This window comes from Ruegeria sp. SAZD013 (assembly GCF_059612525.1).
This window is the reverse complement of record NZ_JBXWQT010000020.1, coordinates 868,866-883,409: the sequence shown is the minus strand read 5'-3', so window position 1 is coordinate 883,409 and position 14,544 is coordinate 868,866. Positions and strand designations below refer to the sequence as shown.

The 14,544-nt window shown below is 57.6% G+C and carries 15 protein-coding genes; 10 read left to right on the top strand and 5 right to left on the bottom strand.

Features of this window, described 5'->3' with window-relative positions; translation table 11 throughout:
- Window positions 1-36: 36 nt before the first annotated feature.
- Complete coding sequence (locus AC2FLU_RS10600) at window positions 37-765, top strand: SpoIIAA family protein (protein WP_480603173.1); 729 nt, start codon at window positions 37-39, stop codon at window positions 763-765.
- A gap of 621 nt (window positions 766-1,386) precedes the next feature.
- Here AC2FLU_RS10600 and AC2FLU_RS10595 read toward each other — a convergent pair.
- Genes AC2FLU_RS10595 through ccmI form a run of 3 tightly spaced genes read right to left on the bottom strand, consistent with a single transcriptional unit; the run spans window position 1,387 to window position 3,320 of the window.
- Window positions 1,387-1,620, bottom strand: coding sequence for a DUF1289 domain-containing protein (locus tag AC2FLU_RS10595; protein WP_209503450.1), 234 nt, complete (start codon window positions 1,618-1,620; stop codon window positions 1,387-1,389).
- Window positions 1,621-1,638: 18 nt separating this feature from the next.
- Window positions 1,639-2,103 carry a Holliday junction resolvase RuvX gene (gene ruvX, locus AC2FLU_RS10590; protein ID WP_480517551.1) on the bottom strand — a complete coding sequence of 155 codons (465 nt, stop codon included), beginning with the start codon at window positions 2,101-2,103 and terminating at the stop codon, window positions 1,639-1,641.
- Entirely contained in the window at window positions 2,100-3,320 is a 1,221-nt protein-coding gene (gene ccmI, locus AC2FLU_RS10585; RefSeq protein WP_496714853.1) for a c-type cytochrome biogenesis protein CcmI, read from the bottom strand. Before ccmI ends, ruvX begins: the two co-directional genes overlap by 4 nt.
- Before the next feature lie 176 nt (window positions 3,321-3,496).
- Here ccmI and AC2FLU_RS10580 point away from each other — a divergent pair, with 176 nt between their 5' ends.
- The 6 genes from AC2FLU_RS10580 (at window position 3,497) to AC2FLU_RS10555 (ending at window position 9,968) form a co-directional block, all read left to right on the top strand.
- The gene (locus tag AC2FLU_RS10580) at window positions 3,497-4,741 is read left to right on the top strand and encodes a sarcosine oxidase subunit beta family protein (RefSeq protein ID WP_480517547.1); all 1,245 of its coding nucleotides are present in this window, start codon (window positions 3,497-3,499) and stop codon (window positions 4,739-4,741) included.
- A 75-nt stretch (window positions 4,742-4,816) separates the two neighbouring features.
- Window positions 4,817-5,146, top strand: a complete 330-nt coding sequence (locus AC2FLU_RS10575) for a sarcosine oxidase subunit delta (protein WP_496811969.1) — start codon at window positions 4,817-4,819, stop codon at window positions 5,144-5,146.
- Between the two features lie 67 nt (window positions 5,147-5,213).
- Window positions 5,214-8,228, top strand: coding sequence for a sarcosine oxidase subunit alpha family protein (locus AC2FLU_RS10570; protein WP_496714854.1), 3,015 nt, complete (start codon window positions 5,214-5,216; stop codon window positions 8,226-8,228).
- The gene (locus AC2FLU_RS10565) at window positions 8,221-8,787 is read left to right on the top strand and encodes a sarcosine oxidase subunit gamma (protein WP_480517543.1); all 567 of its coding nucleotides are present in this window, start codon (window positions 8,221-8,223) and stop codon (window positions 8,785-8,787) included. The genes AC2FLU_RS10570 and AC2FLU_RS10565 overlap by 8 nt, the downstream gene beginning before the upstream one ends.
- Before the next feature lie 237 nt (window positions 8,788-9,024).
- Complete coding sequence (locus tag AC2FLU_RS10560; protein ID WP_480517541.1) at window positions 9,025-9,507, top strand: hypothetical protein; 483 nt, start codon at window positions 9,025-9,027, stop codon at window positions 9,505-9,507.
- A gap of 14 nt (window positions 9,508-9,521) precedes the next feature.
- On the top strand, window positions 9,522-9,968 hold the full coding sequence (locus AC2FLU_RS10555) for a hypothetical protein (RefSeq protein WP_480517539.1): 447 nt from the start codon (window positions 9,522-9,524) through the stop codon (window positions 9,966-9,968).
- Window positions 9,969-10,001: 33 nt separating this feature from the next.
- Here AC2FLU_RS10555 and AC2FLU_RS10550 read toward each other — a convergent pair whose 3' ends face one another.
- A complete protein-coding gene (locus AC2FLU_RS10550; RefSeq protein ID WP_480517537.1) occupies window positions 10,002-10,763 on the bottom strand; it encodes an FkbM family methyltransferase in 762 nt (253 codons plus the stop codon).
- Between the two features lie 100 nt (window positions 10,764-10,863).
- Here AC2FLU_RS10550 and AC2FLU_RS10545 point away from each other — a divergent pair, with 100 nt between their 5' ends.
- The gene (locus tag AC2FLU_RS10545; protein ID WP_480553810.1) at window positions 10,864-11,463 is read left to right on the top strand and encodes a superoxide dismutase; all 600 of its coding nucleotides are present in this window, start codon (window positions 10,864-10,866) and stop codon (window positions 11,461-11,463) included.
- 4 nt (window positions 11,464-11,467) lie between these two features.
- Window positions 11,468-12,346, top strand: a complete 879-nt coding sequence (locus AC2FLU_RS10540; RefSeq protein ID WP_496811968.1) for a metallophosphoesterase — start codon at window positions 11,468-11,470, stop codon at window positions 12,344-12,346.
- 104 nt (window positions 12,347-12,450) lie between these two features.
- Here AC2FLU_RS10540 and AC2FLU_RS10535 read toward each other — a convergent pair whose 3' ends face one another.
- The gene (locus AC2FLU_RS10535; protein ID WP_480553808.1) at window positions 12,451-13,002 is read right to left on the bottom strand and encodes an LOG family protein; all 552 of its coding nucleotides are present in this window, start codon (window positions 13,000-13,002) and stop codon (window positions 12,451-12,453) included.
- Between the two features lie 127 nt (window positions 13,003-13,129).
- On the opposite strand from AC2FLU_RS10535, the gene AC2FLU_RS10530 reads away from it, so the two are divergent.
- Window positions 13,130-14,509: a LysM peptidoglycan-binding domain-containing protein gene (locus AC2FLU_RS10530; RefSeq protein ID WP_480553807.1), complete on the top strand. Its 1,380-nt coding sequence runs from the start codon at window positions 13,130-13,132 to the stop codon at window positions 14,507-14,509.
- The last annotated feature ends 35 nt before the right edge of the window (window positions 14,510-14,544 follow it).

The following is a 14,544-nucleotide window of genomic DNA, read 5'->3' as shown; positions in this document are numbered from 1 at the left end:
CGTCCTGTCATTATTTGGCTTTGGAGGTTTTGACCGATGATGACGGTTCATACGAATTCTGACGGTGCACTCATAGAAGTCGAGTTGTCGGGGCAAGTGACCAGCGCCGATTACACCAATACTCTGGTTCCCGCCATCGAGTCTGCGCTAACGGAACACGACACGGTTCGGCTACTGGCGATAATACAACCTGAATTCCAGGGGTATGATCTGGGCGCAGCCTGGTCCGACACCAAGCTGGGGTTAAGCCATTGGCGCGGTTTCGACCGGATCGCAGTTGTTGCTGATCAGGGTTGGGTGCAGACAAGCGTTCGTCTGGCGGCCCCCATCCTGCCCTGTCCGGTTCAGGTGTTTGATCTGGCCGAGCTTGAGGCGGCCCGACGCTGGATGCGCGAGTCCCTTGGGTCGATCCACGTGACTGACCTGAGCGGTCCATGTGTTCAGATCAGCCTATTGGGCAAGCTGGACCCTGAATGGTACAAACAGGCAGAACGTGATCTGGATGCAGTGTTACAGGACCGGCTAGGGTTTCGCCTGCTGATAGACCTCAGGGAGTTTGACGGCTGGCAAGGGCTGTCAGCGCTTGCGGCGCATTTTCGGTTGGCCAGCCGACATATCGGACAACTGGACCGAGCTGCCATCGTTGGGGACAAAAGCTGGCAGCGCATGGCGCAGAAGGTCGCCAGCCATGTGTTAGGGACCCGGACACAGTTTTTCCCGTCCGAAGAGTACGAGAACGCCAGGGCTTGGCTTGCCGCCGGATAAAACCTTCGACTGTGGAACGCCTGAGCAGGCAACACCCAATCGGTCAAGGTCGTGATGCAGCCTCAAATCCGGTCGTTTGATGTCAGGCATGATTCGACTGCTGACGGCGGGTTTCCCGCAGCTTCGGCCCCAGCTTTCCCAGCCCCGGCAAAGTCGGGTCGAATAGTGACGTTAGGAAATTATGTGCTTTTGAGAGTTTTTCTTGATTGAGGCGTCAAAAACGATCAAAGGCCGCGTGTTTTCCCCTACTTGTGACGGGAAATACCTTTAGCCACACCCTGTCGCTGCGGGTTACCACTCACGTTGAACCTCAATGTTCAAGAGCTAGACCCCCTCGGAGCTCGAACTCGACCCGCAGTGGCACGGTTACTGGAAACGGGACGTCCGCAATGCCACTTAAGACTTTGATCGGAAGACTCACTAATACAAGAAAGACCAAACGTGCAGCTGACGTGCTGCAATCGGAATGCGCGCGCAATGATGATCGGCGGCCCAAAACCAGCCAATCCGAGATTGCGCTTCTGTTTCAGAAAGAACTGCGTGGCACCGCGCCGAACACACCTATCCCGAGACGGGTCACACAGCCGCCAGAAATGTCATCAAAACGTATTCACTGATCGATCAGGAGCCATTCATACGAGCGGCACGCCCGCCGCGCCGCTTGCTGAGTCGCGGTTTACGAGACGGCAGGTCGTTCATGATTTCAGCGCGTTCGCTGCTGTCCATCCTGGACCAGCGAGAAATCTCGTCAATCGTGCGGTAACATCCGGTGCAGATACGCTCGGCCGGATGGACAACACAAATCTGGACACAAGGGCTTTCGACCTCATTGCGCTTCCAAACCATATTCGTCATCGATCGGTCTCCGACCTGTTACAAAAAGCGCAGTCTGTCCAGTGCTCCCTGCAAGATATAACCTGCTGCAACGTGATCAATAACCTGTCCGCGACGTTTTCGTGACGTATCCGCCTCAAGCAGTGCTTTTTCTGCCGCAACCGTACTCAGCCGTTCATCCCAGAATCCGATTGGTAAATCCGTCAGACGGGACAGGTTTCGCGCAAATGCCCGCGTAGACTGGCAGCGCGGACCCTCTGTGCCGTCCATGTTTTTGGGAAGACCCAACAGAATGCCGCCAATATCGCGATCCGTAGCAATTTCGATCAACCGGGCGGAATCGAGTGTGAATTTCTTGCGCCTTACGGTCTCCAACGGGCTGGCCACGCCCCGCATTCGGTCGGAAACCGCGACGCCGATGGTCTTTTCACCCAGATCCAGCCCTATCAGCGCTTGCATCGGGGGAAGCGCATTGGCGAAGTCTTCGAAAACGTCGTGGATCATTGCGCAATCCCGGCCTGGAGGGCTGCGGCATCAATGATCTGCAACGCCTCGGTGTTTCCGGCAAACACCTCCAGCGCCTCATTGTGGATATCCATGGCCCGTTGGCCCTGGCCCAGAACACCCAGAGCGGAGATCAGACGAGCCCATTCTTCGGGCGCGCCGCCTTCCGTCGCCAGGCGGTCGGACAACTGATTCACCATTCCCTGAATCATCTGTTGCCGTTCCTCGGGGCTCATTTCCGCTGCTGCAGCCATGTCTTCGCGACTTGGACCAGACGGCGCGCTCAGGTCCGGTGGATTGAAAACCCCTGCCCGAAAGGCCAACTCATCAATCTGATCCCGGATCGCCCCCGCCCACGGCGCGCCTGCCGGGGCTTCCCTCAGCGTTTCGACCCAAATGCGGTAGGCAAGGTCCGGTCGACCTGTCTGAACCAGCATTTGCCCCCAATAATATCGTGCCGGGCCGTGATGGGGATCGCGATTCAAAGCTTCGGCAAGGGCCTTTTCAGCTTCGGGCGACACATATCCGCCCGCAGCCAGGATCATCATCTCGGCAAAATCCGCGTAGTGCTCGGCTGTGGCTGCGTCGCCTGACAGTTCGATCACCCTTTGTTGCGCGGTATATCCATCCTTGAAGTTCCCCGAATTGGTCTCATGCTGCGCCAAAAGCATCTGCCCTTGCAAATCATCCGGGCGGGCCGCAACGGTCTCTCGCAACTGCTTGAGAAGAGACGCGTAATTTTCGTCAAGCTGCGCCGTTTGAGGTGGGGTCGCCAGCTCTTCTGCGGCGCTCTGGGACGGACGATTGGCGCGCACCTCCTCGGCCAGTTCCAGCCGCGTGGTCAGGGGCATGTCGGGCAACCCGACGGCACCAATACGATGATACATCGCCATCGCGCCCCCAATGATGATCAGCATGACAACCGGGATCGTCACAATCGAGACGGTCCGCGATGGCCCAGCACCCGAGCCACCCTTTTTCATCTGTTCATCAGCGGCAAGAATTCGTCGAGAGATTTCGGTGCGGACCCGTTCCGCATCGGCCTCACCAATCACCCCGCGCGCCAGATCCCGGTCCACACCGGAGAGCTGTTCGCGATACACACGCAGATCGTAAGCCGCCGCAGGTTCATCCCCACGGCGTTTGCGCAGCAGTGTGAAACTCAAAAACACCGCGATCAACAGCGCGACAAGAAAAATCAGAACCCAGAACGTCATGGTCCCTCCGAAGATGCTGTCCTGACTTAGACCTGTGCGACGTCCAACAAAAGGGACAAATGGCCGCGAATGAACGACATGTCGCAATAGTGCGATATTGCGGCGTTGCGCGGCGCGGTTAAACTGTCGCCGCGCGGCATATCTGCGCGCAATCACCGAACCGGATGGATTCGCTTATGAAACACTACTCAGCCTTTGCTGTCGCGCGGGAGGCCCTGCGCTATCACACCGGATGGGAACGCGCTTGGCGTTCGCCCGAGCCCAAGAAACGTTATGACGTCATCATCATCGGTGCTGGCGGGCATGGTCTTGCGACCGCGTATTACCTTGGCAAGAACTACGGCATTCAGAATGTCGCGGTGATCGAAAAAGGCTGGCTGGGTGGTGGCAACACAGGTCGAAACACAACGATCATCCGATCGAATTACCTGCAGGACCCTTCGGCGGCGATCTATGAAAAGGCGCGTGGCCTATACGAGGATCTGAGCCAGGATCTGAACTACAACATCATGTTCAGCCCGCGTGGCGTGATGATGCTGGCGCAGACCCAGCACGAGATTCGCGGTTACCAGCGAACCGCACACGCTAACGCCCTGCAGGGTGTAAAGACCGAATGGATCACCCCCGAACGTGTCAAGGAACTGGTGCCAATCATCAACCTGGACGGCCCCCGCTATCCGGTTCTAGGGGCGCTGTGGCAGGAACGCGGCGGTACTGCCCGTCACGATGCCGTCGCGTGGGGCTATGCGCGCGCCTGTTCAGCCATGGGTATGGACATCATCCAGCAATGCGAAGTCACGGGTGTCCGATCTCAGGATGGCCGTGTCGTCGGCGTAGACACCACCAAGGGTGCCATCGATTGTGACAAGCTGGGTATCGTCGTTGCGGGCCACTCCGGTCAACTGGCCGAGATGGCGGGCTTCCGCCTCCCGCTGGAAGCCATTGCATTGCAGGCGCTGGTATCCGAGCCGATCAAACCCTGCATGGATGTGGTTGTCATGGCCAATACCGTGCACGGCTACATGTCGCAGTCCGACAAGGGCGAGATGGTGATCGGGGGGGGGACCGACGGGTTCAACAACTTCACCCAGCGCGGCAGTTTCCATCATATCGAGGAAACCGTCCGCGCCCTCGTCGAAACCTTCCCGATGATTTCACGCCTCAAGATGCTGCGCCAATGGGGCGGTATCGTCGACATGACCGGTGACCGCTCACCTATCCTGTCGAAAACTCCGCTGGGCGGGTGCTTTATCAACTGCGGCTGGGGCACCGGCGGTTTCAAGGCGATTCCCGGGTCCGGCTGGGGCATGGCACAGCTGATGGCCACAGGTCATTCGCCGTTGACCGAGGCCTTCTCGCTGGACCGCTTCAAGGAAGGCCGCTTCATCGACGAAAGCGTGGCCGCCGGGGTGGCACACTGAAGGTGGTTCCGAGGTTGCCAAATAACAGAATTCCGGTTGGCCGCTGCGCCAACCAACCGCCAAAAGGATGACAACATGCTGATCCTGAATTGCCCTTACTGCGGCGTTGATGCCGAAGAAACCGAACTGGCCGCCGGTGGCGAGGCGCATCTGAAGCGTTTTGGTCCCGGCTCGTCGGATGACGAGTTCCACGACTACCTGTTCATGCGCGAAAACCCCAAGGGCGTGCACTTTGAACGCTGGCGCCATGCCAATGGCTGCGGCAAGTGGTTTCATGCGGCACGCTGCACAAGCACGCTGGAAGTGTTCGGCACTTACACGGCTCAGACCTCTGCGCCGCCGCAGGACATCAAAGAGGCCATCGCCGCAAAGCGCCCTGGATGGACCTGGAGAGAGTTCTCCTGATGCTTCATCTTTTCAAAAATACTCCCGCCGGAGGCTCCGACGCCTCCACCCGCGAAAGGTCCGCACAATGAGCACCCGTCTCGCAAAACAAGGCCGGCTGATTGATCGGTCGAAAAAGGTCACGTTTACCTTCAATGGAACTTCGATGCAGGGCTATGAGGGCGACACGCTTGCCTCGGCACTGCTGGCCAACGATCAGATGATGATGGGCCGGTCGTTCAAGTACCACCGCCCCCGCGGTGTCGTTGCAAGCGGCGCCGAAGAGCCGAACGCCCTGGTCGGGCTGGGGCAGGGCAACCGGTTTGAACCGAACCAGCGCGCCACCACGACCGAGCTGTTCAACGGTCTGACTGCGATTTCGCAAAACCATTGGCCTAACTTGGACTTTGATATTGGGGCAGTGAATACAGCCTTTGCCCGGTTCCTGCCGGCTGGCTTCTACTACAAGATGTTCATCCACCCCAAACCGTTCTGGAAGCATGTCTACGAGCCGTTCATCCGTCAGTCTGCCGGTCTGGGCAAAGCGCCCGACAAGGACAGCCGCGATGCCGATACCTATGAGCACTTCTATTCCTTCACCGATGTTCTGGTCATCGGTGGCGGCGTGGCTGGCCTACAGGCGGCAAAGGCGGCAGCAGCTTCGGGTGCCAAGGTTCTGCTGATTGAGCAGAGCGCACATTGGGGCGGTCGCGCTCCGGTTGACGGCGGCACGGTCAATGATGAGCCTGTGGATAAGTTCGTGGAGCAATTGGTTTCCGAACTCGAAACAATGGACAACATCACCATGCGCTCTCGCTGCATGGGTGCGGGCGTATATGACCATGGTTACGTGCTGGGCTATGAACGCCTGACAGACCACACGCCGGGCGTGCAAGGCCCGCGCCACCGCCTCTGGCGTATCCGTGCCAAGCAAATTGTGACTGCAACCGGCGCAATTGAACGCCCGTTGTCCTTTGCTGGTAACGATGTTCCGGGTGTGATGCTGGCTTCTGCTATGCGCGATTATGCCGTGAACTGGGGTGTCACCCCGGGCGAGCGTGTCATCGTCGCCACCAACAATGACGACGCCTATCGCACCGCGATTACGCTGAAGCAAGCGGGTGTGGATGTTTTGCGTATTGTTGACGCACGGGCAACGGCTGGACCTTTGGCAGAGGAAGCCCGCCAGTTGGGGATCCGCGTTGATCCGGGCAAGGCCATTGCCAAGGTCAAGGGCGGCAAGCGCGTCAAAAAAGTCGCCATCTGCAACCAGGAAGGTGTTGGCGGCGCACGTGAAGAGGTTGAAGCAGATGCAGTGGCCATGTCGGGCGGCTGGTCGCCGGTCGTTCATATGTGGTCTCATTGCGGTGGCAAGCTGACCTGGGATGACGCGAATGCCTTTTTCCGCCCCGATCCCTCGCGCCCGCCGCTGGGCGCAAACGGTGAGGGCTTTGTTCTGGCCGCCGGGGCATCGAATGGTGCGTTGGCGCTGGGCGATGTTCTGACCGACGCCCACACGGCGGGAAAAGCCGCAGCCAAGGCCGCAGGTTTCAAGCCGAAAAACATCAAGGCTCCTGTTGGCGAAACCACTGCAGAAGCTCCTATGGAGGCTGTCTGGCTGATGCCAGCAAACGCAGAAATCCAGCTGCGCATGAAATCCTGGCTCGACTTCCAGAATGACGTCAAAGTCTCGGACGTCCAACTGGCTGCGCGCGAGGGCTATGAGAGCGTTGAGCACACCAAGCGTTACACCACACTTGGTATGGCGACGGATCAGGGTAAGTTGAGCAACATCAATGGCTTGGCAATTCTTGCTGATGCGTTGGAGTCCGAAATCCCGAAGGTCGGCACCACGACCTTCCGCCCGCCTTATACACCCATCTCGATGGGCGCAATCGGCGGTGAAGCGCGGGGTGAAGTGTTCCAGCCGATCCGACAGACACCAATGCACAACTGGCACGACAAGAACGGCGCCGATTGGGAGCCGGTCGGCCACTGGCGCCGGACCTACGCCTATGTCCGTCCCGGTGAATCCGTGCATGACGCCGTGAACCGTGAGGTGAAGAACACCCGCGAAAACCTTGGCCTGCTGGACGCCTCGACGTTGGGCAAGCTGATCGTCAAAGGCCCTGACGCAGGCAAGTTTCTGGACATGTTGTACACCAACATGATGTCCACGCTGAAGGTCGGAAAATGCCGCTATGGCCTGATGTGCTCGGAAAACGGCTTTCTGATCGACGACGGCGTGGTCGCACGCATCGATGAGGACACATGGCTGTGCCACACCACCACCGGCGGTGCCGAGCGTATCCATGGTCACATGGAAGAATGGCTACAAACCGAATGGTGGGACTGGAAAGTCTATGTCGCCAACGTGACCGAGCAATATGCTCAGGTCGCTGTAGTCGGCCCGAACGCCCGCAAGGTTCTAGAAAAGTTGGGCGGCATGGACGTCAGCCGCGAGACGCTGCCCTTTATGGAATGGCGAGATGGCAAGATCGGCGTGTTCGACTGCCGCGCCTATCGCATCTCGTTCTCGGGCGAGTTGTCCTACGAGATCGCCGTTCCCGCCTCGCAGGGTCAGGCGTTCTGGGATGCCCTGATGGAAGCAGGCAAGGAATTCGGTGTGATGCCTTACGGCACCGAATGTCTGCACATTCTTCGGGCCGAGAAGGGCTTTATCATGATCGGCGACGAAACCGACGGCACCGTGATCCCGCAGGATCTGGGGCTCCACTGGGCACTGTCGAAAAAGAAAGAAGACTACCTTGGCAAACGCGCCCATTCGCGCAGCCATATGGCCGACCCAGAGCGTTGGAAACTGGTCGGGCTTGAGACTGTGGATGGTTCTGTTCTGCCTGATGGCGCATATGCAGTGGGCGAGGGTGTAAATGCCAATGGTCAGCGCAACATGATCGGGCGTGTCACTTCGACCTATTTCTCAGCGAACCTTGGCAAAGGGATCGCTATGGGCCTGATCAAGCACGGCCCGGACCGGATGGGTGAAATCGTCGAGTTCCCGGGCACCGACGGCAAAACGTACAAAGCCAAGATCGTGGACCCGATCTTCTTCGACAAGGACGGGGAGAAGCAGAATGTCTGAACCCATCAGCGCACTGAACCACGCCAGCTATGATGGCATCGCTAATGTCAGGGAATGTGGCCTGCAAGGCATGATCACCCTGCGCGGCGACTTGTCCGACAAAAGCCTCGCCAAGGCCGTCAAGGACGCGACTGGGCAGAATGTGCCCGGTCAGCGCGCGGCGCTGGTCAGCGGCGATACCGGCGTATGCTGGATGTCACCAGACGAGCTGCTGGTGCTGGTCCCTTATGCCGAGGTCGAGGCCAAACTGGCCGCAATGATCAAAGCTTTGGGAAAAACTCACGCACTGGCCGTCAACGTCTCGGATGCCCGCGCGGTCTTCACGATATCAGGCGCCAGCGCACGAGAAGTGTTGGGCAAAGTCGCTCCGGTTGATCTGTCGACCGAGGCCTTCCAACCCGGCCAAATCCGCCGCTCGCGCCTGGCGCAAGTGGCAGGTGCGTTCTGGATGGACGATGCCGAAACCTTCCGCGTGGTCTGCTTCCGTTCGGCTGCGGATTACGTTTTCAAACTGCTGAAGGTTGCGGCGCAACCGGGCAGTGAGGTTGGCGTTTACTGACCAAAACTATTGCGCGTTAGAATTGAACCGTTCGCGATATGCGGGCGGTTTTTTCACGCTTACAGCCTACCATACAAAATCTGTAAGTTAGTGCTTTCCGTTGGTTCAGTGTTGAATTTGTGAGCGTCACACTCATAATCAGAGAAAGTTAACTAAAACTCGCGTATTGCGTGTGGACAGCCTGAACTCTAAGTGTTTTTAAGCTAATCAAAAAAGTATACAGGAGTTTGACGTTTAATGAATTTTATCAAGGCAGTCGCATTTTGCGCCTCGATCGTTATTGCATTCCCCGCAGTTGCTATTTCCGAAACGTACAAAGAAAGCTTTGAATGTAATTTTGGCAAAGGTATTGCTAATCGCCCGACCCCTGAGCGCGTGGTCTTCTCAATAGATAGGCTTGGCCGTTCAGCGTTGTTGCAGGAAGTAGACATCCCCAAGATTGACACCAAGTTCAGCACTGGTGAAGTGAAACGCGACTCCCCAAAAGTGCTTTTGATTGGATGGGGCGCACAGAATTATGTTTATACAGCCAGTGGGCGAACATACGCGACGAATGAATCGCGATACGATGCGATTGACCTGCTAAATTTAACATTTACGCTGAATCTGAATCGGAACACAATGAAAGCCATTGTTAAGTCTACCTCCACTTCCAGCTACCTGCCACGTGACGGCTTTGCGAAAGGCAAATGCAAAGTAATCGTGGTACCGGCCTCTTGAAACGTGGGATTGGTATGATGAAGCTTTCTGTTTTTGTTCTGATCGCGGGGATGTTTGCGGCGACTGCGCAGGCTGATGTCAAGAACTACGCATGTGATCTCCATAGCATTGAAGGAAGGGGATGGATTCCTCCCAAGGTTTATCTGAGTGTGGATAGCGAAAACAAACGCGCCCGAGCTTTCGATGGTGCAATACGCGCTTCGAATGAACTAGCAGGCATTTCCCCAGAAACCCCGGCTAACACGAAATTCAAAGTAACGCGAAATGGTGAATATCATTTGTCTTGGCACTTGACCCTACAGGCTAAAGTGTCGGGTAGCTACAGGGTTGCTTACACGGCAACATTCGATCCCAATACCAGCAACTTAAAGCTCCGCGCCAGTTTCCCGCAAGCGAACGCGTCAAACCGACCAAGCGGCAGCGGGGCGTGTAAGCCCGTCTCGTCGCCGAGTTTGTACTGAGAGGCAGATCGGTTGAATCTCTGTTCGAGGGTTTCAACCGGTTAGCAAAAAAGTTTTGAACCCGGAGAGTGCGGAGGCGTCGGTAAAGCACTGTGATCCGGTTCCGGTCGCTTCACTGGTTCGGCAGGTTGGGTAAAATGTAAGAAGCTCTGCCAATTCCTCCATACGATCCAACCGCGTCTTCGAATCCAACAGTCCCGCATGTGTTGAAAGATAAAGGGCTGGGCGCTGTTCCTTCAGCCATGGCACCAGCGTCGGCAGCACGGAAAATTCGGCACCTTCGATATCCATCTTCACCAAAGACACGGCGGACAGATCGTTCACTGCGGCGAACTGATCCCAGGCAATCGTCAGGGTATCGGTTCCGTGCGCGCCGTCGTGCAGAAGGGAGCTGGTAGAATCTCCGGGCTCTCCACGAACCGAGGCCATGCGGGCGACACCGAACTTATCCGACAGTGCGACACCCAAAGCGGAAACGTTATGAATGTCATTCAGGTCGAGGTTCCAAGCCAGGTGACGGAACGCTGTGGGGTCGGGCTCAAAGCACCAGACATGGCGTGCCTTACGCGCACCATAAAGAACTGTGGGCCCGATCCATGCGCCGATATCCAAGTAATCGTTTTCAGGCGAGAGATACTGGTCCATCACGGCAAAGGTTTCAGGCTCCCACTGGCCAGTGGAGGCTTTACGCCAGAACTTTGAATGATAAGGGTCCAGACGAAACGGCTCGCCGTTCAGGTTGCCCGCATAGTAACCGCGGGCGCGGTAGAACATCTTGCGCGCCTGTGTCAGCATCGCCTGCCTCCGGGTTTTCTTGTCTCGGCCCTTGACCTGCGGCGGCTGCCAAAGCATTTAACCTTGGGAACCGCAACTCAAATTTAAACAGGGGGCCGACATGGCTTTTGAACTTCCTGATCTTCCTTATGCACATGACGCGCTGGCAGCCAAGGGTATGTCCGCGGAAACACTGGAATATCACCACGATCTGCACCACAAAGCCTATGTCGACAATGGCAACAAGCTGATCGCCGGCACCGAATGGGACGGCAAGTCGCTGGAAGAGATCATCGTTGGCACATACGACGCAAATGCCGTCGCGCAGAACGGTATCTTTAACAACATCAGCCAGCTGTGGAACCACAACCAGTTCTGGGAAATGATGGGCCCCGGCGACAACGCCATGCCCGGTGAGCTTGAGAAAGCTCTGACCGAAAGCTTTGGTTCGGTTGACGAATTCAAATCGCAGTTCAGTGCGGCGGGTGCCGGTCAGTTCGGCTCGGGCTGGGCGTGGCTGGTCAAGAATACTGACGGTTCGCTGGCCGTGACAAAGACCGAAAACGGCGTGAATCCGCTGTGCTTTGGCCAAACCGCTCTGCTGGGTTGTGACGTTTGGGAACACTCATACTACATCGACTTCCGCAACAAGCGTCCGGCTTACCTGTCGAACTTCCTCGACAATCTGGTGAACTGGGAAAACGTCGCGTCGCGGATGTAATGAATTGAACCGACGCTGGTTTATCAAGGGCCTGCTGGCGGTGACGCTGGTAGGCCTAATCACATCAGTCTACGGGTTTTTCATCGAACCCGCCCTACGGCTGCGCGTGCGAAAATGGCGCGTCCGCCGAGAGGATTGGACAGCGCCACCGATCAGGATTGCCGTGCTGGCCGATTTGCATCTGGGCGAGCCTTTGGTCGGGCTGGACCGAATAAAACAGGTGGTACGGCGCACGAATGCGCTTGCGCCGGATATGATCCTGCTTCTGGGTGATTTCTTCGCAAGCCACAAAGGCGTTTCACGTCCTGTCGAAATGAACGATCTGGCACCGGTTCTTGCTAAGCTTGAGGCCAAGAACGGCGTCTTTGCGGTACTTGGCAATCACGACTGGTGGGATGACCGGCAGGCGCAGCGCCGTGGTGCTGGCCCCAACCGATATGTCGATGCGCTGGAACAGAACGGAATTACGGTTTTGTCGAATGCCGCCATCAAGCTAGAAGCTCTTGGTATCTGGTTGGCGGGTCTTGAAGATCAGCTTGCGATCTGGCGTAACGGTAAACCGCAGGGGCTGGATGATCTGTCGGGGACACTGGCACAAATCACCGACGACGCCCCGGTTGTGATGATGGCGCATGAACCCGACATCTTCCCTCAAGTGCCCGACAGGGTGGCCTTGACGCTGTCCGGTCATACGCATGGCGGTCAGATCCGCCTGTTTGGCTGGTCGCCGATCGTGCCCTCTAAATACGGCAACAGATATGCCTATGGGCATGTACGCGAAGGTGGGCGTGATCTGGTTGTGTCCGGCGGCATCGGATGTTCCATCCTTCCGGTTCGCTTTGGTGTGACCCCCGAGATCACGGTCATCGAACTGTCTGCCTAAAGGCTTGAGGCTTCGCCAAATCGACCAGCCCCATTTCTTACCCGCATATGTGCGGCAACGATGCACCGCAGCGTTCGGTCAAACACCTACGCGACCTGCCGGGTTTACCTCAGCTTGTCGCGCAGGGCTGTCATCGCTGTCTCCGCATCCTCAGCCCAGATAACAAAGTCGCCCAGTGACCGATCTGCAAATCCTTGGCCGATCACCTGGTGCAACAGGGTTTTCAACGCGTCCCAATAGCCGTTCACATTGACGATCACGATGGGTTTGTCGTGCAAGCCCAGCTGCCGCCAGGTCAGCGCTTCAAACAGCTCGTCCAGTGATCCTGGCCCACCGGGCAGGACCACGACGGCGTCAGAATTCATGATCATGACCTTTTTCCGCTCGTGCATGGTTTCGGTGATCACGAAATGGGTCAGGTCGGTCTTGCCGACCTCTCGTTTGACCAGGTGTACCGGAATGACGCCAAAGGTCTCGCCACCGGCCTGTTGCGCGGCACGGGCAACTTCTCCCATCAGCCCGACATCCCCAGCGCCATAAACAAGTCGCCAGCCTTCCTGTGCAAGCAGGTTTCCAAATTGTCGTGCGGTTTCAGAATAAGCCTTCTCGGCCCCATTGCGTGACCCGCAATACACACAGACGGATTTCTGAGACATGAAAGAGAGGCTCCGGGGTTGTGTCAGAGGTTTTGACCCGTGATAGCGGGATTGATAGATTGGCTCAACTGTCCGCTGGAAGGCTTTTGAAGACAAAGCTTTTGTACGGTGGGGTGAAAGGAAAACAATGGACGCCAAATCGGGAAACGGAAGCTCGGGCAATTTTGTCTGGGGTGTGATTGCGGGTCTGGTTGCCGTGCTGGGCGTTGGGGGTGTGTATCTGTCCGGCGCTTTCACCAAAGCGCCGGAGCCTGAGGCGGGCGCACCGCAGGAACCCGCATCTGTTGCGGCCACACAGCCGCAGGAACAAGTGGCCGAAGCGCCCGCAGGAACCACCACAACAGAACCAGCTGAGCAGGCCGCCGTAACACCGGATGCGGCACCAACCGCTGAACCCGCTGAAGATACGGCTGCAGCGACAGATGTGGTTCCAGACACAGAACCTGCAGCGGCCCCGACGGAAGAGAATGCACCGGCACCCGTGGCCCCCCCGGTTTTGGATCAGATTTTTGTTGAAGCAGACGGAACGGCGCTTTTGTCAGGTGACGCCGAGCCGGGCAGCCAGATTGAGGTTCTGCTGAACGGTGAAACCGTGCACACATTCACGGTGGACAGCAGCGGGCAATTCGCCGAGTTCGTCTCCATCCCCTTCAGCGATGCCGCGCGGGGGCTAGTCCTGCACAGCAAAAGCAGCGGGCAAACAACCCGGTCTGATGACTATCTGATCGCCGCCCTGCCCAAGCCGGTCGAAGAAGAGCCGGTTGCGCAGCAAACTGATGCTGCCGATCAGGGCGAAACAGCCGAGAGTGATGAACAAATAGCCGCTGCAGTGGTCGACCCAGAGACCGAAACTCCTGCTGAGACCGAAACATCAGACCCTGTAGCGACCGCGCCGGATACCGGCGAAACGCAGGTTGCCGACGAAGCAGTAGAGACAACTGAAACTGGTCAGCAGATCGCGGTACTGCGGTCGGGCGAAGAAGGCGTTGAGCTCGTGCAGCCGCCCGTGGTTCGGGATACCCCGCCGGAACAGGTCGCGCTGGATACCATCGGGTATTCTGAAACCGGTGATGTCCAGTTGACCGGGCGAGTACAGGACGGCGCGGCCATCAGGGTGTATCTGGACAATCGTCTGGTTGCCGACCTCGCTCCGGAACAGGATGGATCCTGGCGGAGTGATCTGGACGGCATCGACCCCGGTGTTTACACGTTGCGTGTTGACGCGGTGAACACGGACGGGAAGGTCCTCAGCCGGGTCGAAACCCCCTTCAAGCGCGAGCCTGTTGAAGTTTTGGAAGCAGCATCAGGTGGCGGTGACGGAACGGCGGCGCAGGACACCCCGGCAATCCGGTCGGTCACTGTGCAACGGGGCGACACGCTGTGGGCGATCTCGCGTGACCGCTTTGGCGATGGCATCCTGTATGTGCGCCTGTTCGAAGCCAACCGCGACTTGATCCGCGACCCGGATCTGATCTATCCGGGGCAAATCTTTACGATACCGGAATAATCAACGCGCTGGCCCGTCGCGGGCCAGAGCCTTTC